Source organism: Synechococcus sp. Nb3U1, from assembly GCF_021533835.1.
In the GTDB taxonomy this organism is placed as follows: Bacteria; Cyanobacteriota; Cyanobacteriia; order Thermostichales; family Thermostichaceae; genus Thermostichus.
Genome location: NZ_JAKFYQ010000001.1, coordinates 1,932,257 through 1,951,281 on the forward strand (window position 1 = coordinate 1,932,257; position 19,025 = coordinate 1,951,281).

General features: G+C 54.0%; 20 protein-coding genes. 4 read left to right on the forward strand and 16 right to left on the reverse strand.

From position 1 onward, the window contains the following. Window position 1: 1 nt before the first annotated feature. The 16 genes from L1047_RS09135 to L1047_RS09210 form a co-directional block, all read right to left on the reverse strand. The gene (locus L1047_RS09135) at window positions 2-1,108 is read right to left on the reverse strand and encodes a DNA methyltransferase (RefSeq protein ID WP_235278547.1); all 1,107 of its coding nucleotides are present in this window, start codon (window positions 1,106-1,108) and stop codon (window positions 2-4) included. After that, window positions 1,105-3,219, reverse strand: coding sequence for an ATP-binding protein (locus L1047_RS09140; RefSeq protein ID WP_235278548.1), 2,115 nt, complete (start codon window positions 3,217-3,219; stop codon window positions 1,105-1,107). The genes L1047_RS09135 and L1047_RS09140 overlap by 4 nt, the downstream gene beginning before the upstream one ends. 11 nt (window positions 3,220-3,230) lie before the next feature. Next, window positions 3,231-4,373, reverse strand: coding sequence for a hypothetical protein (locus L1047_RS09145; RefSeq protein WP_235278549.1), 1,143 nt, complete (start codon window positions 4,371-4,373; stop codon window positions 3,231-3,233). A gap of 131 nt (window positions 4,374-4,504) precedes the next feature. Then, window positions 4,505-4,741 (reverse strand): hypothetical protein, encoded by a 237-nt coding sequence (locus L1047_RS09150; RefSeq protein ID WP_235278550.1) that lies wholly within the window; start codon window positions 4,739-4,741, stop codon window positions 4,505-4,507. 2 nt (window positions 4,742-4,743) lie between these two features. Continuing rightward, window positions 4,744-4,980 carry a hypothetical protein gene (locus L1047_RS09155; RefSeq protein ID WP_235278551.1) on the reverse strand — a complete coding sequence of 79 codons (237 nt, stop codon included), beginning with the start codon at window positions 4,978-4,980 and terminating at the stop codon, window positions 4,744-4,746. Between the two features lie 230 nt (window positions 4,981-5,210). Next, window positions 5,211-5,471 carry a type II toxin-antitoxin system RelE/ParE family toxin gene (locus tag L1047_RS09160; RefSeq protein WP_235278552.1) on the reverse strand — a complete coding sequence of 87 codons (261 nt, stop codon included), beginning with the start codon at window positions 5,469-5,471 and terminating at the stop codon, window positions 5,211-5,213. Beyond that, window positions 5,468-5,698, reverse strand: coding sequence for an addiction module protein (locus L1047_RS09165; protein ID WP_235278553.1), 231 nt, complete (start codon window positions 5,696-5,698; stop codon window positions 5,468-5,470). The genes L1047_RS09160 and L1047_RS09165 overlap by 4 nt, the downstream gene beginning before the upstream one ends. A 139-nt stretch (window positions 5,699-5,837) precedes the next feature. Continuing rightward, window positions 5,838-6,449: a hypothetical protein gene (locus L1047_RS09170; protein ID WP_235278554.1), complete on the reverse strand. Its 612-nt coding sequence runs from the start codon at window positions 6,447-6,449 to the stop codon at window positions 5,838-5,840. Between the two features lie 95 nt (window positions 6,450-6,544). Next, window positions 6,545-6,685, reverse strand: coding sequence for a hypothetical protein (locus L1047_RS09175; RefSeq protein WP_235278555.1), 141 nt, complete (start codon window positions 6,683-6,685; stop codon window positions 6,545-6,547). Then, on the reverse strand, window positions 6,678-6,923 hold the full coding sequence (locus tag L1047_RS09180; protein WP_235278556.1) for a hypothetical protein: 246 nt from the start codon (window positions 6,921-6,923) through the stop codon (window positions 6,678-6,680). The genes L1047_RS09175 and L1047_RS09180 overlap by 8 nt, the downstream gene beginning before the upstream one ends. 477 nt (window positions 6,924-7,400) lie before the next feature. Then, entirely contained in the window at window positions 7,401-7,871 is a 471-nt protein-coding gene (locus L1047_RS09185) for an AraC family transcriptional regulator (RefSeq protein ID WP_235278557.1), read from the reverse strand. Window positions 7,872-8,044: 173 nt separating this feature from the next. After that, window positions 8,045-8,434: a (2Fe-2S) ferredoxin domain-containing protein gene (locus L1047_RS09190; RefSeq protein WP_235278558.1), complete on the reverse strand. Its 390-nt coding sequence runs from the start codon at window positions 8,432-8,434 to the stop codon at window positions 8,045-8,047. A 13-nt stretch (window positions 8,435-8,447) separates the two neighbouring features. After that, window positions 8,448-9,269: a class I SAM-dependent methyltransferase gene (locus L1047_RS09195; protein WP_235278559.1), complete on the reverse strand. Its 822-nt coding sequence runs from the start codon at window positions 9,267-9,269 to the stop codon at window positions 8,448-8,450. Window positions 9,270-9,407: 138 nt separating this feature from the next. After that, complete coding sequence (locus L1047_RS09200; protein ID WP_235278560.1) at window positions 9,408-11,552, reverse strand: Piwi domain-containing protein; 2,145 nt, start codon at window positions 11,550-11,552, stop codon at window positions 9,408-9,410. Window positions 11,553-11,739: 187 nt separating this feature from the next. After that, window positions 11,740-12,174, reverse strand: coding sequence for a hypothetical protein (locus L1047_RS09205; protein ID WP_235278561.1), 435 nt, complete (start codon window positions 12,172-12,174; stop codon window positions 11,740-11,742). Window positions 12,175-12,242: 68 nt separating this feature from the next. Further along, window positions 12,243-12,671, reverse strand: coding sequence for a toxin-antitoxin system YwqK family antitoxin (locus L1047_RS09210; RefSeq protein ID WP_235278562.1), 429 nt, complete (start codon window positions 12,669-12,671; stop codon window positions 12,243-12,245). A 610-nt stretch (window positions 12,672-13,281) separates the two neighbouring features. On the opposite strand from L1047_RS09210, the gene L1047_RS09215 reads away from it, so the two are divergent. From L1047_RS09215 to L1047_RS09230, 4 genes are all read left to right on the forward strand, one after another. Then, window positions 13,282-14,292, forward strand: a complete 1,011-nt coding sequence (locus L1047_RS09215) for an integron integrase (protein WP_235278563.1) — start codon at window positions 13,282-13,284, stop codon at window positions 14,290-14,292. Window positions 14,293-14,500: 208 nt separating this feature from the next. Beyond that, complete coding sequence (locus tag L1047_RS09220; RefSeq protein ID WP_235278564.1) at window positions 14,501-15,604, forward strand: HlyD family secretion protein; 1,104 nt, start codon at window positions 14,501-14,503, stop codon at window positions 15,602-15,604. Further along, the gene (locus tag L1047_RS09225; RefSeq protein ID WP_235278565.1) at window positions 15,537-15,869 is read left to right on the forward strand and encodes a hypothetical protein; all 333 of its coding nucleotides are present in this window, start codon (window positions 15,537-15,539) and stop codon (window positions 15,867-15,869) included. Before L1047_RS09220 ends, L1047_RS09225 begins: the two co-directional genes overlap by 68 nt. 23 nt (window positions 15,870-15,892) lie before the next feature. Then, on the forward strand, window positions 15,893-19,018 hold the full coding sequence (locus L1047_RS09230) for an efflux RND transporter permease subunit (protein WP_235278566.1): 3,126 nt from the start codon (window positions 15,893-15,895) through the stop codon (window positions 19,016-19,018). Window positions 19,019-19,025 lie beyond the last annotated feature (7 nt).

Consider the following 19,025-nt stretch of genomic DNA (forward strand, 5'->3'; position numbering starts at 1 on the left):
GCTAGTGACGGATCGCCCATACGTCATACTCGACCATCGGTTTGGACTTGATGCGCAGGAAGGCATCCGCCTGGCGCTTGCCTTCTGTGGCAGACCCGGCCTCCCTGATGGTGGTGATGCGCCAGCCGCTGTCACTGAGGGAGCTCTTGATGAGGTCGAGCGGGTCGGCGCGCCTGCCTGTGATGCCGCCGAACCGGATGACCATCTTGGCATCTTCCGCGCACACGTTCTCCGCGTTGCGCCATACCTGACGCAGATCGGCCGCAAAGTCCTCAGGGCTCGAATGAACGACCTGATCGCGGTTGGTGTAGTCGACAGCGTCGGGGCCGCCGACGAACCAGTTGCGAAGCCACTGGTCGGGGATGTAGGTGCGCATACCATAGTACGGGGGTGAGGTGATCACCCAGTCGAACCGAGTGTCCGGGTTTTCAGGTTGGAGCGCCTCGGCCTCCCGGCTGTCCGCCAATCGCACGGCTCCCGTGATGTCGAAAAACGTTCCGTAGTAGCGTTTCGCCCGCCGTTCAATCACGGCCAAGACATCGATAGGCTCAGGCACAAGCCCTCGCTCCTGCCAGAAGCGTGTCGCATAGGCAGGCTTAGGGGCGTAGGTGCGGGGGCATTGGTTGGAGAAGTAGCTCGGGAAGGTCTTCTGCTTCGGGCCATGCAGCGCACCCAGGACGATGCCGCGGAGTGCGATGCGGGCGTCCGTGGTGCAGTCCTCCAGAAATGCCTCCCGGAATCGACACAGCGCGTCCAGCACTGTCGGGTGAAAGCACAAGCGCCAAAACTCACCCGTCGGGATATGACGCGCCTCACGTTCGGTCAGAATCTTGCGTGCTTCGGCAAGGATGTCATCAACGGTGGCCGTCGCGAGCTTGGATGCCGTAATAGCTACGGCAACGGGGCTGGAATCTACCCCAAGGGAGCGGAGGCCGACAAGTCGTGTAGTGAAATTGGTGGTGCCCCGGCCGCAGAATGGATCCAGCACGACCTGGCCAGCCCGAGCATGCTGCTTAAGAATGCCAAGCGGGAAATCCAGCGGGAACATCGTGAAGTACGGACAAATCCCATTCAAGACAGCATCTATACGCTCGGGGTTAACGGTCATTTCCTGACTCTTATCCATGTTTTCCCGGTACTCGGTTTCTTGAAAGTCTCCCACGCCGTAGATTGTTGTCCGAACACAGCGCTCATCGCCTTCGACACCAGGTTGTAAGCAAACTGACGACGGTCATCCAAGTGTTCTGGCAAGTGATCCATTAGAAACTGCTGAACCCCATACCACGGTATGCCATTCTGCGCTTCGAGTTTCTGACGAAGATCGTCATTTTGCCTGAAAGCCTCAATGGCGGCCTGCTCGATGGCCGCCATAACATCCATTGACTCGGTTTCTGTGGCTTCCGTTTCTTCGGGAAACAAACTGCTTACGTCCGGGGCTTCAGGAATTCTGGCTGTCGTCGTAGTCTGCCCCGCCATTGCAAATTTGCTGCACAGCGTTTGTGCGTAGGTGTGACCGGCGGGTTGGTTGTAGCCAGGGTCCCGCAACGAGAACATCTTCTCGAACGACAGGGCGCGAAGGCTGACCGGATAGGGCTTGCCTCCAACAGAACTCCAAAATACACCTTGCCCCGGGATGGGCTCGTTGAGCAGCGAGCTCAACAAGTCATCACTGAAATGGGCATTGGCCCGCTTCAAGGACGTGAGATCCGCCGCTGACAGCAGGTGGAAGATGAACCAGTTGTCGCCCTGGCTGAGGATCTCGACAGGAATACTGCCCGGCTGCTGGGTAATCAGCAGCGCGCCGAGATCGTACTTGCGACCTTCCTTCACCCAGGCGATATAGGGCTCGGCCGCTGGTGCGTTCTCGTTCAGTACAGACTGCGCTTCTTCGACGACAGCGATCGTTGGGATCGTCTTTGGATCGGCTGCCGTGAATTCCTGCTGGTTGCGGTCGAAGATCCGGCGCAGGATCAGGCCGGAGAGCACCAGGGATTGACCGCCACGCATCTGGGAGACGTCGATGACGCACAGTTTCCCTTCGGAGAGCGCATGAACCAGCATGTCCATGAGCTGACTGCTCTTGTCATGCAGCATCTTCACGATGGCCGTCATGTTGCCTCTGGCCGCTAGGGCCTCAGCCTCCTGCCGCTGAGGATTGAGATCGAGCAGTCGGCAAATATCGTCAAGCGGCGTAGTGTTGCCGTTGGTGTCGATCAGATTGACCAACGACTCCCACCGGTCTTGCGGAAGCCCGCGCAGCTTCCGAACGTTCTGCTGCTCCTGGCGTTCTGGTCCGAGCGCGATCGAAATCACGTCTCCTAGGCGTAGGCGGCGAATATCCAGCTTGATGCCGCCAGCCACGAACGATTGATAGAAGGGGCTCGGATTTTTCCTGTCGGTGAAGACGACGAGCTTGTCCTCAAGAGCAGGGACGTCGCAAAGGCCGGGGCGACCCTTGTCGTCAGGCCAGAAATACTCGCCATCAGGGTCGAAGATCACCGTGCCCACGGGCACCTGCTTGCCGGCGCGCTTGGTGACGAAGGGCGTCGTCTCGTAGAGTTTCGAGAAGAGCAGCTTGTTGAGATTGGATTTGCCGAAGCCCGCTCTGGCAAAGATGAAGCTGCGGCGAGACACCAGCGACTCGATCGGAAAGCGGACCAAGACCTCCGGGGCAACCACCTGCATCCATTCCTGCGACTGGAATGACTTGCTGCCCGTGGCATAGATGTACTCGCCAAAGGCCAGATGGCCGATGGGAGCGCCGTCAATGTTGTGACCGGCGATCTCGCGCAGCACCTCGTCATTTGGAAAGGCTACCTTGCTACCGACATGGGGGAGCCGGCGATGCGAAGGGACGAAGGTCAGCCCCTTCCCATTCTTGCGCAACACGCCCAACACACGGATGTTGACCCGGTACTTGAGATACTGCTCGCGCAGGTCTTCGGGGATCGGCCGGTCTTCGCGGACCGCGCGGATGTTGAACTCCTCGCCGGAGCCGAAGGACAGCTTGCCCTCCGAGGAGAAAGAGGCGATGCGGCCCAACACCGCCTCATCGGGCGTCTCCAATTGGACGAGGAGGAACTGCCCGTGCATCGGGATGTTCTGGAACTCGTTCCGGTACGGCAACACGAGGTCGGCGTGGAACTCCATGCCTCCTTGCTGGAAGCCCCGGAAGATGCCAACGACCTGTTCCCTGGGAAAGAGTTGGATTTCTGCCATGTTGTGCTCCCTTATCCGTACCGGCGTTGCGCCGGGTCGGCATCCTGAAGCTGAAATGCGTCCAAGGTCCCCGCGTCGCCGCCGAGACTTGATCGGACGCCTTCGTAGATGAAGTCCTGCAGGATGTCGAAATCGAAATCGACCAGGGCCGCGTTTTCATGTGCCTTTTGCAGGCAACGCGGATAGTGCGGCACCGGGAAGCCGTTGATCGCGTCGGCGAGCATCGAACCGAGGATGGCTTGAGCCTCGCTAACTTGTGGAACAAAGATATCCACCGGCCACACGGGGTCGCGTCGGTGCGACCCGAACTTCACTAAAAACATCTTGCCGCCGACGAACTTGTTGATCTCCCCACCCTCACCAGCGCGGTCATCGCCTCGGGCGAATTCCAACCACACGTAGGCTTTCTCCTCTACTTCGCGTGGCACCTCTACATAGGCGGGATAGTCGGTCTGAAGAACGCCTTCCAACGCCATTGCCAAGCGGTATCGGGACAGCACCTTGCTGTGCTTGGCCACACCAGCGAGATACACGCGACGACGGCTCTTGCTCCACTGTGCTTTGATGCGCTCCTCAATACCTTGGAGCAGTCGCTGGAACAGGTCCTTGGCGAAAACCTTGCTGCGCAGTAGGCCGTCACAAATGATGAGTGTGTCGGTACCGTAGTCCTTTCCGAGTATTTTGAACAAGATGGCCCACTCGACTAGCTCCCGGTAGACCTGCACCCAGCTGGGAGACACAGGCTTGTTTTTTTCTGGTCGTGGGAAGACGGGAGAAAGGTTTTGAAGGGATGCTACGTCCAAGTACGCCATCATCTCGCCCAGTGCCGTGCGAGGTGTTCCATCAGGCTCGAATTGGCGATTGTCGAGCTTGTCGATGGGTGTCGTCGGCGAGACCGCCTCCAGGCAGTACTCGTTGTTGCTGCTGTCCACCACCCTGACCAGCTGTATGAGGAAGGGATCGAACTGGAGCTGGTTGTTGCCGCCATCGGTGGCGACCAGCGAGATCGACGTCGTGGCACGTGGTTGGATGCGGCGTGTGGCGCTCTTCAGGGGGCGAATCTCTTCCCGCAGTGCATCCAGCACCCATTGGTCGGTGCCGATGCAGTCTGCGATTGCCTCCCTCAGTTGGGCTTGGCTTGCCGGGTCGATCATCTTCCAAGACCTCTCGGTCGGTCAGATAGTGACGCCTAACGGCTCAAATCAGCGGCAGCAGATAACTCTGAACTCAGCAGCAACGGCTTTCAACCGTCCGCTGCATTTGAATTGTTGTGCCGCTGTCGCTACTAGCTCACTGACAACAACACCTCTTCTACAGGCTTTGGCACTTCGATCGGGTAAAACCGATTTGCAGAAAAAGCGTAATCCTCACCGCTTTCATCAATCACCCGAACTAACCCGTTTGCTTTTGCTTCCTCATCAGCAACCACTCGGTATATTTTGCCAACCTCCAATGAAGCTTCATAGCCCTCATTGTTCAGGCACACCGCAAACTGATTTGATTGGATTTGCTCGGCTTTCATAGTCAATCCAGAAACGGTAGCTTGAGCTTGAACTCTTTTTTGCCGATCCCATGAGCTTCATACCAATGAATCTCGGCTAACCGTATCATACCGTTTGCAAGCTGAACCTGGGCAATGCCCTTCAACTTTCTCCACTTGCCTCGACCGTACTGCTTCTGTAGTCGTGCCCGATCGCGGATTCCCGTCCCTGTGGCAATTACCTCAATGTTTGTGATATTGCCAATAATCTCAAAGTCCACGCGAGAGCGATCCAAAAAGGTGCTGTTTGATACTAGCGTACTTTGATCTTTGCCATGACATCAATATCCCAACGACTGCCATCATTCGCAACCAAAGCGGCACAACGGTGAAGCTCAACGGCGGCAGACAACCTTTGCATCACCACCAATGTCTCGGCTCCGTCCGTTGCAGCGCAGTGTTAGCCTGCTGACAACTGCAACTACCTACGGCTTTTCCAGTACCCGGGTTCTCAGCTGCAATGCATCACCGCCAGAATAAGAATGTAGTCCGGCTCAATCGTATAGAGAATTCCATACGGAAACCTGCGTGTCATACATTGTCGAACGTCCTCATCGATAGCAACGTAGCGAGTAGGAGATTCTCTAATACGATAAACTGCATCCTCAACAGCATCAATAAACGCCTGTGCCACCTCAGTCCGTTGTTCTGCATAATATTGAACAGCCTCAGCATATTCTGTGAGAGCTTCAGGATGAAAAACATACTTCATTGCCCTAGTAACCGTCTCACTTGAGCCAAAGCCTCTTCTCCTGGAATAGGTTGCGCAGAACCATCACGAACCTGATCTCGTCGTTTCTTGGCTTCAGTAATCCAAGCCGCTCGGATGGTTGGGTCGGTATCAAATTCAAGGCTTTCAACTAGCTTTTCTGCTAGAAGTGCCCTTGACACACTAGGGAGAGCTAGAAGTTCCTCTGTTAGCTGCTCAATCGACCGCATAAATCCTCGCAGGGTAATAAATCTTGATTACAATTTTAGCAAGATTCAACGTGCCAGAGTTGAAGTCATTTCACTCGGCTCAGAGCTATTATTTAGCCTGTGAATTAAAATGGCACTCACGCTCAAAACCGGTTTGTACTTATCTATCCTGATCAGATGGCGTTTCGTCCTCTGGTGATTGTCGCTCCTTTCTTAGTCCAGTCACTACAGAATCTAATACATCAGGATGAGTTGCTGCAAGTTTAAGTAGAGACGATAGAACAGTAGTTGATGTCTTTTGTGAAGTATCTTCAAGCGTGTCTGAAGTAGAAGATTTATCAGGCAAGAACCTATCAGTTATAGAAACCTCACTCGCCCGTTTAAGCATAGCGACAAGAGGTTGATTATTATCGAGAAACTTCTCAAAGATCTCTTTCAATTCACTTATGGATTCTCGCTGTTCTTGCTGAGTTGCCTGAATCCTCTCCTGATTTTGCTTAATTTCATCCTGGCTTTGTTTGATCTCGTTTAATTCTAAACTGACTCCCTCTTTCCCAAACTGTAATTTGGATAACCGCTGCAAAGTTTCTGAATTTAGTAGAAGGACTACTGTGAATACAATAACTTCGGGTATTTGAAATCTCTTACTTTGTTTATCGACTTGACCTAACAATACCAGTAATAAATAGACCAGGCCAAATAGTGTGATAACGATGGACAGGATTGAACGGAAGTTTGTATCAGCTTTTTTCTGGTAATGCTCAGTTTTCATTTACACTCTTGTCCCAAATGCAAGCTCATGGCAACTTGAAACGGAATGCTAACAGATAATCTTCCTGCTACGTCCCAACTAAGAAACGAAGCAGGCTAACGACCAAGCTCAGCGACCGCCGTCGGAAACGCCCGGTCGGCTGCAACAGTCGCTGCCAAATTACCCAAACCGTCCAACTGCCCAGCGGGGCGGCGGTTCGCTGCAGCGCTCTGGTTAGGCGTCGTTCTACTAGTCATGACACTCACCCTCCAAAACCCAATTGAGGCGCATCTCCTCAGCCAATGTGTCAGGAACAATAATGCCCGCCGTCATGCCGGGGGAGATCACGTCTATGTCGCGGTCATACGCTCGAACGGTGTGGAAGATAATCATCAGGTCTCGTCTCATGATCTCCTGAACGCCGTCTGACTTCGTAATCACTGTCGTGCGGTCACCGCGTCGAATCTCATCACCACAACAACGCCCGCCGACCAAGGCCTCTCAGTTACCAATGGCTTCGATACGACCGATGGAAAATTTGATATGGCGCATGGGGTGTGCGAGACGCCTAACGTTGCTGTTCAGCGGTTGCGGATCAATCTTGCTCCCCTACAGCCAGAACTCACCAATCCGTTGCAACAGCGTTGTTAGCTCAGCGACGCACCGATCGCCCCCTAACCACGCCTCACCCCCAATCTCCTGGGCGGTTTCGGGATCACCGATCGCCCCTCGCTATGGCCCTCACCGATAACCTGCTGGGCGCTTTCGCAACCACCAACAGGACTCAAATGACGGCCTCAACTGACAAGCTTCTGGGCGGTTTCGGGCTGACCGATCACGCTGAAGCACGAGTGTAAGGTCTGGATGCGGAGCTAGCTAACGGCTTGCCGCTCAGCCGCGCCGCCGAAGGCGGCGTCGGCTGGAGCGGCGGGTTGGGCGGCGCTTTGCGGTGCGAATTTATCCTTAGATTGCTTACTGCAGAGGAACACAATATTCCATAGTGTGCTCGTAGTAGACTTCAAAAATAGGGCGTTGCGAGTCTATGATCAGTTGATGTTGCGGTATGTACTCCGTAAAGAAACGCCCGATAGTCTCTCCAATTGTAGCGGAGTTTTTGTCAAGCGATAGGACTGCATAACGTCCACCTGGTAGTTGCTTTGTTGAGATGTCTCCTGTGTTAGGGGATACTGCTGCAGTGAGCTCCAAGGCGCACTCATAACCGACCAATTGCGTATCATTTGTGTGTGGGATGCCAATCACCTTTAGTGCGGATGGATCATAACCGTGTTGTTGAACCCAATCTTTGATGCGTTGAAAACCGTCCCGAATTTTTTCGATGTAATTGCCTGTAGTTTGCTGTATTTGGCAAGAAATATAAACAACGAAAACAGGTGGCAAATCTTGGAGAGTAACGTGTAATGATTGTCCAGAAAAAACGCTCATTAGAATCTCCTGTACTTGCAATTTGGTAGGTATCGCTCACAACTGTTAGCAATCGAATAGGGCACAGCCGCCCAACGTTCGCGCTCACCGGACACAGATAACCTTTGCAACTCAACCAATTATGTTGACACGTTCCGGTGCAGCGCGGTTGTTAGCCTGTATGGGAAGTGTGCTTACAGGTCTTCTAATAATGGGTTACAAGCAAACATAAATTCTTCAACGGGTTTGCCTTCCAACAAATGCTCTTGAATAATGCGTTCACAAACCTCTGGTGTAACGTGACAATACCAAGTCCCTTCAGGGTAGACAACTGCAAGCGGGCCACCTCGACAAAACATCAAACATTCCACTTCTGTGCGATAAATGTTGTGTCCATCTTGAGTAAGTTGCTTCAGTCGTTTACCCAAATATTTCCAGGTTTTAGCACCTTCTTCAGCAGGGCAACAAGTATCTCCACTTTGGCGATGCCCTGTACACAATAAAATATGGCGTTCATAACCACCTTGCCCATTAACAGCAATACCTCGTGATTTAGCCTTCTTTTGCAAGGGTTTGATATCCATAATAAGTGGTACTTTAACGATGGTTGGAAATTGCAGTATACAAGCGTGTGCGATAAATCAGTCTTACCAAACCTTGTCGATCGCAAGAGCGTTGATGGAATACGGCTAAGTCCGACATGAGTTTTTCTAAACCTTTTCCTTCAGATGGTGTAAATCCTTGACTTCGAGCTAAACCGATTAGTCCTGGAAGATCTAAGGATTGATTGGAGACGAACTCATGTCGCTGTAAGTTTGTAAAGTAAGGCAACCATAGCCCTTGCCAAAACAGTTGATAACGTATGCTCTTGAGCCATGTTTCCGGTTGCATTCCAGATCGGAATTGGTTCTCTTGATCTTGGGATACTGCAAAAACCAAGCGAGTGTATTCTTTGGAAACAAGGTCATCTTGATCCCAAAAACTCCATGTTAATGCTAAACGTCCACTGGGTTTGAGGATACGGCGAAACTCTTTGAGACTTTTATCAAAATCAAACCAATGAAATGCTTGAAATGAGGTGACTAAATCGACTGATGCACTATCCAGGGGAATTTGTTCAGCAGTGCCAACCAGAAACTCTACGTTTTCATGCGAGGTCGCTGATGTTCTCATGTCTTCGTTGGGTTCGATCGCCAGAACCTGAATCCCTCGATCTGCCAACAATCTTGCTCCAATCCCTGTTCCTGCACCAACATCCGCAGCAACAATCTGACTTAAATATCCCAAATCTGACAAAATTGTGCCGATTGCTGAGGCAGGGTAAATCGGGCGATACTTTTCGTAATCTTCGCCTCGATCAGAAAAATAGCTCAATGGATTCGTGATCGAATCTGAGGCAGTGGAGAAATCAAAACTCAATTTTCAGCCTCGCTGCGAGTTGCATTTTTAGGTTAACACAGAACCCAAGATTGCAGGCTAACGAGAGCATCAGCCGCACGCGGAGCGTGCCGGCTGGATGCGCTGGTTATGCCGCTTTTCTTTGAAGTTTACCTTCTTTTACAACCAGAATGGCACGTCCCCTTCTGAATCCTTTGGTTTGATGCCAAGCAGTGAAAATTCTCCAATCTTGTCGCTGTAATGAATCGTCACTGGCAAACGCGGCTCTCTAACCGAACCATAATGCAAGAGCGTCAGCGATAGCGCCGAATGAATAGCATTTTCGATTGAGAAGGATAGTTCTGTCCTGATTTGAAGCGGACATGGTGTGCTGCCTTTGAAAGGAGGCAGTGAAGAAACCAAGAATGCTTCCGTATCGCTTATTTTAAATGCTGTCCCCTTCGGCGGTCTGTCTATAGCGGAGGCGGATGTGCTTTGATAAAGACGGGGGGCTCCAGATTTGATTACTTCAACCAGATGGAACTCTGCACCAATCTGTTTTGCCCATTCCTTCAATGCCGATTTTTCTCCGCCACGAAATTGTCCGTCACGATGAATCACGACTCGTTTGCCTTGAAATTCCTTGAGAGGGAAAAGACTGCGCAGAATACTGCTTGGTATTGTTTCTCCTTCAATCGGTGCATCGTGGATAATGTATCGTAGAAATTGACCATCGCTGAAATAGACTCTTGCCATGGCAGTCGCGTTCATGGTTCCCGATAACTTTTGTTTCGCTCTACGAGCAATATCAATCCCAACGACAATATCAGCGTAAGGAAGCGGTTTCGCTAAAACAAATGGAACGTTCCTTGTTTTTGCTAATATACCCAACACGATATTGTCCATCGCATATTTTTCAGAGAATGTATCTTCATAGACAACTTGGCTCGGGATACCAAGTCGCATTGTCAATGACTTGAAGACATGATACATGCTCGCTTCTTCGCCTTCTTCCCGCTCGTCGTGGTATGCACTTCCAGGGAATAGAGCAAGAAAAATGTCAGGCTTTGCCGATTCGAAACAGTTTATTGCGTTTTCCAAATTTGCTCGCGAAAGTCTTTCGATCTTCTGTTGACGTTGTCCATTGACTTCAACTGATTGAATAGAGAAATTCAATTTCTCCAACGCGGCTTTGAGCTTACGTAGGAACGTCATCAATGCTTGCTGCGCAACTTGCGATGACGCGTTAATTACCCCAATTTTTATAGGGTGTTTTTTGTCAGGAAATGCATTTGAACGTTTAAATGCGCCATGCTTTTCCAAGCTCTCATAAATGCGTTGCCCTTGATGAATTTTATCGTCGCCAACACGCAATTTGGGCTCAAAGGCCACATCGTGCGGTCCCAAGAATGCTTGCGGCAATGATTCAGAATTGAAACTGTTGGCGAGAATTCCGTTGTTTTTACCAATAGCGGCAATTTCACGAACAAGAGTGTATCTTGTTTGTGGATCAAGCCGCAATGCTTCGGAAACTTGACGTGGCTTCACTTTAAATTTCTTGAGATCACCCATTCGAACGACAGGGCGTAACATACTTGCAATATAAATATATTGGCTTGTGCGAGTTTCAATTTTAACAGTCAGTTCATCATCAGGAGCGCGACTAATCAAATTGCGTGTCATCTCATCGCTGGATTTACTGAGAAGCCGTTCACGCATTTCGCGAACATTGCCAGTAATCTCGACGATTGTCCCTTTGAAATCCTTCGCTGTCACAGCGACCATCATTCCGACAAGTTCTTGCGGACTTTTCAGGGTGGCGGCAAACTCATGGAGTAATTGAGTATGAAAAATGTTGGACGAAACAGTGATGGAAATCGCTGGTTCGTTGTTCACTGCCCAACCGCGTAAAGCGTAGTCGCGGTCAACTCGGATTTTGCCGAAATTCTGTTTTTTCGGCTCAAGCACTCTCCGAATTTCTGCTTGGTGGTTTGCGAGCAAACCGCGAGCTGTGAATTCGCCCTGCTCCCAAGCCGAAGGTTCCCATTTTGTATTAAGAGTAACACTCAGCACATCATTTAATCGTTCTTCTGTCCATAATTGTTTCAGAAATTCTTCAATTGCTTCATCTTGGGGCGGCTTGTCTGTGATGATTTGACCACCGCACCATACCCAATTCCCACCAAACTTATTCCGCAAGCGATATGCTAACTTTCCGCCGATTGCCGATACATCATCGCTCACCGCTTTGATTGTATAGGCAGACAGCTTGGGCAACGCCTGAGGAATAACAGGAAAGACATCAACGTAGATAATCATATCCATATCGTAGTTTCTCCTTCTGGTGGGAACGCTTACACGGCGATATTAGCGGCATAACGATCAAGCTCAGCGACCGCCGCCGGAAACGCCCGGTCGGCTGTAACAGTCGCTGACAGATTACCCGAACCGTCCGACTGCCCAGCGGGGCGGCGGTTCGCTGCAGCGCCCTGGTTAGGCCACGTCGTTGTCATCACCAAAATCTCCACCAAGGCCGTGCCGCAGTCGGTTGCGATGTTGCCTTTTGGAGCGCTGCGGTATTGGTGAAGATGGAATCAACCAGCACTCTCATGTCCTCCTTCAGGGCGTGGGAATGCCCCACTCCAATCAGTCGGTTCTGCCACGATTGGTTGTTCTCGGTGATGAACTCTTGGTGCGCAGCTTCCACCAATCCCTCGACATATTTCCTGCCGATACCGAGGCCCGCAAGCTGATCAACGATAATCGCGTGAATGTCCCCGACATCCATGAAGCAATGCACTCTCCCAATCCCAAAGACGTAACCATAAAGCGTGAAGCCGAAGACTTGGCACATCAACTCGTCCTCAAGCTTCCAACGCGGGTCGGATGTAACTTGGCGCGTGATCGCTTCCGACTTCCCTTTGGCGTGTTGTTTTAGGTCAGACATACGTGGAGTGGCCTAACGACCAAGCTCAGCGGCGGCGGGGGCCGAGTGAGCTACATGGCACGAAAAGTCTACACGGCCCCGCCGTCGGCTGCAGCGCCTGGTTCGGCCTGCTTGGGCTTGCGGGGTTTGAAGACCTTGCTTTGCTTGACAACCCCGGCGCGGTCATACACGGTCCACTGACCGACCTTGTTGCCGCCCTCGTATGTCCCTTCGTCCCAAAGCTGACCGTTGTCGTAATACCGTTGCCAGTGGCCGACCTGGACGCCGAACAGGAACCCCCCGGCCTGGAGCGGCTGACCATTCTCGCGCCACCACTGCCACAGTCCGTGAAGCTCTCCGTTTGCGTACTCGCCGACTGCCTTCCGCTGCCCGTTCTTATACCAGTACTCCCACCGCCCGTGCTTCCTTCCGCCCCGGTATGCCCCCTCGCCGGCAAGCGTGCCGTCGGAGAAGAGCTCGCGGTGTGGTCCGTCCTGCGGATGATCGTCTTGATTCATGGGGTTCCCGTTCTGCCTCAAACGTCAAGCCCTTCCGCCGCCGAACCAGTGATTAAACTGCACGATCAACCTACATCGGTAGTATATCCCCCAACTTGCAAGGATAAACGGCAAAACAGCCCATATCCAGCCCCTGCCAGCCATCTGAATACACAAGCTGTACCCGCCAGATCACAGTTTAGTCAACCTATGTTAAGTTTCGCTAAGTTCATAGAGGTGTTGGATAGCATGTAGATTGTAAGGATATACGGCATGGATCCTCATGAGCGGTTTCCCAGAAGTTGACCCCAGGTTTGACGAAGTGGTGAGATCTGAGCAGATCCCACCAGCACGATGATCCGATTATCGGAAGTGGGTGCGCTTCTACCTGCATTTCTGTAACAAGTATGGGCATCAACCAGGGGATCCTGGGAGTCTGCCGCTTTTTATCGCAAAACTGGCATCCAAGGGACAGACGGTGGAACAACAGGCGGAAGCGCAGCGGGCAGTTAGCTCCCTCCTCTCGCCATCTATTGAACTAAGGGGGAAGGCCCAGGCCCAGTCCGAAACCATAGAACTAGTAGTCGCTGACGAGAACTCAGTCGCTCCCATCGCAAAAGTCATACCGACGGTGGCCAAGGGGGGCTTACTCCCCGACAAGAAAAAACCGGATCCGATACGGGATCCTTGGCAGGAAGTGGCTGACAAGCTCAAAGCACAGATTATGCTGCGCCATTACTCACCCAGAACTCTAAAGGCTTACTCAACCTGGATGTGGAAACTCTGTCGGTTTTTAGACAATCAGCTACCATCAGAGGTCACAAGCCAAGATGTCCAGCGGTTCCTAACAGATTTGGCGGTACGGCAGCAGGTCTCTGCCTCAGCTCAGAATCAAGCCTTTAACGCCCTACTGTTTCTCTTTCGACACGTCTTCGAGCGTGAGCTTGGAAACTTTGCGGATACCCCCAGAGCCAAACGCAGGCAGTCGATACCCACAGTGCTTTCTCGCTCAGAAGTGGCTTCACTCATCGAACAGTTGCAGCCACCCTATCGATTGATGGGGAAGCTCCTTTATGGATGCGGTTTGCGTCTTTCCGAGGCGCTATCTTTGCGGTTGCATAATTTCAACTTTGATACCGGTATGCTCTCGGTACAGTTTGGTAAGGGGAGGAAATCTCGGACAGTGCCATTACCAGAGAGTATTCAGGGTGAGATTCAAGCGCAAGTAGAGCGCATCAAAGCTCTCCATCAGGAGGATTTAGCCAGGGGGTATGCCGGAGTATTTATGCCAGGAAACTTTGAAAAGAAAGCCAAAGGAGCGGCGCGAGAGCTAGCCTGGCAATGGTTTTTCCCTGCTCCCAACCTGACAAGGGTTAAAGAAACAGGGGAACTGCGTCGCTACCATGTGCAAGAAACCGATATTCAGCGAGCCATCAAAGCCGCTGCCTTGAGGGCCGGGATCCTGAAGCGAGTTTCACCGCATACCTTACGCCACAGCTTCGCCACCCACCTGCTGCAAGCCAATTACGATATCCGTCAGATCCAGCAGATGTTGGGTCACAGTGATGTCCGCACCACGATGATTTATACCCACACCATCAAGTCCGACCTCAAGCCGCTAAGAAGCCCATTGGATCTGTGACGGGTTACTCATCAAGCCCATCTTTCGCTCCGCGCCAAGCCCTTTTTGTTGCCTCCCTGACTCCAAAGATCCGCGCAAATCAGGGATCCCCTGCCCAAACCCTCCAGCCCATGCTTGACATTGGGCCTTGACAGTCCTACTCAGACTCAATACACTGAGTCACATATTCAAAAAATTGAGTAGTAAACAGAGTTAAGGATTGGCAGGCATGGACGGGAAGGCAAAAGGGATCCCTTGGCAACCCAGGCTGTGGGTGACGGGTGGTTTGATTTTGGGATCCGTCCTGGGGTTGGTGTGGCGGGGGTTGCCCAGTTCTGAGGCCAGCAGGCAAGCTCTGGCGCAAGAAAGTTCTACGGCTCTGCCGGTCTCTACTCAGGAGGTTCAGCCCATTCAAGCCTACGAAGCCCAGCAGGCTTACACCGGTGAAATTCGGGCCAAACGCAGCAGTGAACTAGGGTTTGAACGCGGGGGCGAGGTAGTGCAGATCCTGGTGAGTGAGGGCATGACGGTCACAGCGGGATCCCCCTTGGCCTATTTGGATACCCGCACCCTAGAGGCAGAACGACAGGGGATCCTGGCCCAACTGGCCACAGCTCAGGCGCAACTACAGGAGCTCCAGGCCGACCCCCGTGTGGAGACCATTGCTGCTGCTGCCGCCGCCGTGGAAGATGTGCGTCAACAACTGGCGCTGGCGGAACTCTCCCGACAACGGCGACAGGATCTCTTCAATGAAGGGGCGATCTCCCGTCAACAGCTGGATGAGGTGGCCTATCAGGTGGGATCCCTACAAGCTCGGCTCACCGCCGCCCAGCAACAACTCCAGGAATTGCAAACCGGCACCCGACCAGAACAGATCGCCGCCCAACAAGCGCGGGTACAGCAGCTTCAGGCCAGTCTGGTCAGCCTGGATGTGGCCCTGAGCAAGAGCGTGATTCGGGCTCCCTTTGCTGGACGAGTAGGGCTGCGCTATGTGAATGAAGGCACGGTGGTGGGATCCGGTCAGCCGGTTTTGCGGCTGGTGGAAAGTGGCTCCTGGGAGGCCCGCATTGGTGTGCCGCCCCAGTTGTTGCCCCCAGTGGGATCCCGGCAAACTCTGGAGGTGGGCTCCCAATCCTACGGGGCGGAAGTGGTGGCGATTTTGCCGGAGGTGGATCCCGCTAGCCGCACAGTGACGGTGTTGCTTGCGGTGCAGGCAGACGGCACGACTCACCCTGACGGAGCGGATCCCGATGGAAGGTTTCTGGTTGCCGACAACAGCCTTGGTGCCGGGGGCACGGGGCTTGTGGACGGTGTATACGGTTGGCCCGACTGAGATGGGGCAAACTCAGGTGCAACGGCAAGAGGTGGAGATCCTGCACACCGAAACGGAGCAGGTGTTGGTGCGGGGCACGCTGCAGCCAGGGGATGCGGTGATCATCGAGGGATCTCAGCGGTTGGTACCCGGTCAGGTAGTGAGTGTGCGGCCTGTAACTGAACACAGCAGGATCTTGCAACAGCAAGCTGAAGCCGTGCTTGAGCATTATCAACAGGATCCCGAATGGCGACAGTCGATGAGCAACGACATTTTTGACTATTGACTTGCCCTAGAGGATCCCCAATCATGTCGAACTTGTTTTTTCGCAATGTGCAACTGCTGATCCTGACGCTGATTTTGATTCTAGTGTGGGGATTGAGCTCCTTTTTTGCCCTGCCACGATTAGAGGATCCGGAACTGACTCCCCGTAATGCCACGGTCACGACGTTTTTGCCGGGGGCTAGCCCCCAGCGGATGGAAACCCTGGTCACGGAGCCGATTGAGCAAAAGCTGCGGGAGCTAGAGGAGCTCGACACCCTCACCTCCACCTCGCGGCTAGGCATTTCGGTGATTCAGGTGCAGCTCAAGGACACCATCAGCAATGTGGATGCCGCCTGGTCGCGGGTGCGGGACAAAGCCTCAGATGCTATTCCTGAACTGCCGCCCGGGGCAACAGAGCCCGAGGTGGAGGTGGCCACTATCTCCGCCAATGCCCTGATTGCCGGGTTGGTGTGGAATTTGCCCGGGGATCCCAACTACGGCCTCTTGAGCCGACTGGCGGAAACCCTGCAGGAGGATCTGCGCCGCCTGCCTGGTAGCAAAACTGTCGAACGCTTTGGGGAAGCAGAAGAAGAGATTCGGGTGGAGGTGGATCCCGTGCGCTTGGCGCAGTTGGGCTTGACCCCCCAGGCAGTGGCGGCTCAGTTGCAGGCCAGCGATGCACGGGTGGCGGCGGGGCAAGTGCGCGGCTTTGACAATCAGCTGTTGCTGGAAATTCAAGGGGAGCTGAACTCACTGGAGCGAATCCGGCGGATCCCCATCCAATTGGGATCCGGTGGGCAGGTGGCCTATGTGGGGGATATCGCCCGGGTGAGCCGGGGCATTCGCGAACCGCTGGCGACCAAAGCATTGCTAGATGGCAAGCCGGCAGTGGTAGTGTCGGCCCAGGTAGAATTCCAAGAGCAGGTGGATGAATGGGCCGTCCGTGCCCGGTCGGCGTTGCAGAATTTTGAAAACAGTTTGCCCCCCGGGATCCGCTTGCAGGTGGTGCTGGATCAAAGCCGCTATGTGCAGGCCCGCCTGCGCACGGTGCTGGGCAATTTGCTGATTGGGGCGGGATTGGTGATTGGGGTGACGCTGGTGATCATGGGCTGGCGGTCATCGCTGATTGTGGGTTTGGCCTTGCCCCTGTCCTGTTTGATGGTGTTTGGCAGCATGAAGGCGATGGGGATCCCCTTGCATCAGATCTCCATCACGGGGTTGATCATCGCCTTGGGGTTACTGATCGACAACGCCATCATCATGGTGGATGAGGTGGGGATCCGTCTGCGGGCGGGATTGGACGGAGCGCAATCGGTGGGGCAGAGTGTGGGCCATATGGCGGTGCCCCTATTGGGATCCACCCTGACGACGGTGCTGGCCTTCTTGCCGATTGCCTTGGCCCCTGGGGCAGTAGGCGAGTTCACGGGCACAATTGGCACCACGGTGATTTTGGCCTTGACCAGCTCGTTGATCTTGTCCTTGAGGGTGATCCCGGCTCTGGTGGGTCGCCTCGATGGTCTAATGAATGCCCCTGGGCAGGCTTGGTGGCAGATTGGCTTTCATTCCGCAGCCCTAAGCCGCATTTATGAGCGCTCATTGGGTCTTACCTTTCGTCGTCCCTTGGTGGGGATCCTTTTGGGATTGGTGCTGCCCGTGGCCGGATTTGCCGTTGCGCCCCTGTTGCCACAGCAGTTTTTTCCGCCTGCCGGGCGGGATCAGTTTTATCTCGAGTTGCGGCTGCCGATTCAGGCCTCTCTGGCGGCCACCGAAGCAGTCGTCTTGCAGGCGGAACAGCAGATTCTCACCCATGCTGATGTGCAGCAGGTAAGCTGGTTTTTGGGCCAAGCCGCCCCCCGCTTCTATTACAACGTCTTGAGCGGTCAACAAAACTCCCCCAACTATGCCCAGGCACTGGTGCAACTGACAGAAGCCGCCAGTTCCGAGCTGATTCGTGACCTGCAGCAGGAGCTGGATCAGGCTCTGCCCCAGGCGCAAGTGTTGGTACGGCAACTGGAGCAAGGCCCCCCCTTCGAGGCTCCGATCGAGTTGCGGCTCTACGGCCCAGATCTGGAGCAGTTGCGGCAGTTGGGGGAACAGGTGCGCGGTCTGTTGGCCCAAACCCCGCAGGTGTTGCACACCCGCGCCACCCTCAGCGAAGCTCTGCCCAAGCTGGGCTTAACTCTGGATGAAGAAGAAACCCGCCGCGTCGGCCTCACCCAAGCGGAGGTGGCCACCCAACTGGATGCCTATCTAGAGGGGATAACGGGCGGATCTATTCTGGAGGATAACGAAGAGCTGCCGGTACGGGTGCGGCTGCCCGACACACTGCGCTCCCAGGTGCAAGCGATGGGATCCCTGGATGTGGTGGGGCAGGAGCGGGTACCCCTCGCCACCTTAGGATCCGTGAACCTGATGGCTGAGCAAGCGGTGATCGCCCGCCGGCAGGGGCAACGGGTGAATACCATTCAGGCCTATACCACCGCCGGGATCCTGCCCTCCCAGGTGTTAGCGGATTTTCTGGAGCGCTTGGATCAAAGTGCCCTGGCTTTGCCGCTGGAGTATCGCTTCGAGTTGGGGGGTGAAGCGGATGCGCGGGGCTCCTCGATTGCCAACCTGCTCTCGACAGTGGGGGTATTGTCGGTGCTGATGTTGGCCACCCTGGTGCTCTCGTTTAACTCCTTTGTGCCCGCCGGGATCATCCTGGTCATCGCCGCCTGTGCCGGAGGATTGGGGCAGGGGTCTTTGTATGTGTCGGGCTATCCTTTCGGCTTTACCGCCATTCTGGGCACCTTGGGTTTGGTGGGATTAGCCATCAACGACTCAATCGTGGTGCTCTCGGCTCTGCGGGAGCATCCGCTGACCCGGTGGGGGGATCCTGTGGTCACCTTGCAAGTGGTGGGCCGTTCCACCCGACATGTGGTGGCGACTACCCTGACCACACTGGTGGGGTTCACGCCGTTGCTGTTTGATGCTACAGGGTTCTGGCCGCCCTTGGCCATCTGTATTGCCGGGGGCTTGGGGGGAACCACCCTTTTGGCCCTCTATGCCGTACCCAGTGCCCATCTGCTGTTGAATCGTTCAGGGAAACCCAGGCAAGAGCCAGCGCAAACCCATGAGTCTTTATCGTCGCAAACTCGCCTCTCATCAGCTCAGACCCTAAGCCAGGACTGAGGCCCAC

Coding starts and splice junctions, on each gene's coding strand:
- L1047_RS09135 (WP_235278547.1), bottom strand. CDS start 1,108: ATGACCGTTAACCCCGAGCGTATAGATGCTGTCTTGAATGGGATTTGT.
- L1047_RS09150 (WP_235278550.1), bottom strand. CDS start 4,741: ATGAAAGCCGAGCAAATCCAATCAAATCAGTTTGCGGTGTGCCTGAAC.
- L1047_RS09170 (WP_235278554.1), bottom strand. CDS start 6,449: ATGAAAACTGAGCATTACCAGAAAAAAGCTGATACAAACTTCCGTTCA.
- L1047_RS09175 (WP_235278555.1), bottom strand. CDS start 6,685: ATGACTAGTAGAACGACGCCTAACCAGAGCGCTGCAGCGAACCGCCGC.
- L1047_RS09145 (WP_235278549.1), bottom strand. CDS start 4,373: ATGATCGACCCGGCAAGCCAAGCCCAACTGAGGGAGGCAATCGCAGAC.
- L1047_RS09205 (WP_235278561.1), bottom strand. CDS start 12,174: ATGTCTGACCTAAAACAACACGCCAAAGGGAAGTCGGAAGCGATCACG.
- L1047_RS09230 (WP_235278566.1), top strand. CDS start 15,893: ATGTCGAACTTGTTTTTTCGCAATGTGCAACTGCTGATCCTGACGCTG.
- L1047_RS09190 (WP_235278558.1), bottom strand. CDS start 8,434: ATGGATATCAAACCCTTGCAAAAGAAGGCTAAATCACGAGGTATTGCT.
- L1047_RS09165 (WP_235278553.1), bottom strand. CDS start 5,698: ATGCGGTCGATTGAGCAGCTAACAGAGGAACTTCTAGCTCTCCCTAGT.
- L1047_RS09220 (WP_235278564.1), top strand. CDS start 14,501: ATGGACGGGAAGGCAAAAGGGATCCCTTGGCAACCCAGGCTGTGGGTG.
- L1047_RS09200 (WP_235278560.1), bottom strand. CDS start 11,552: ATGGATATGATTATCTACGTTGATGTCTTTCCTGTTATTCCTCAGGCG.
- L1047_RS09210 (WP_235278562.1), bottom strand. CDS start 12,671: ATGAATCAAGACGATCATCCGCAGGACGGACCACACCGCGAGCTCTTC.
- L1047_RS09160 (WP_235278552.1), bottom strand. CDS start 5,471: ATGAAGTATGTTTTTCATCCTGAAGCTCTCACAGAATATGCTGAGGCT.
- L1047_RS09185 (WP_235278557.1), bottom strand. CDS start 7,871: ATGAGCGTTTTTTCTGGACAATCATTACACGTTACTCTCCAAGATTTG.
- L1047_RS09140 (WP_235278548.1), bottom strand. CDS start 3,219: ATGGCAGAAATCCAACTCTTTCCCAGGGAACAGGTCGTTGGCATCTTC.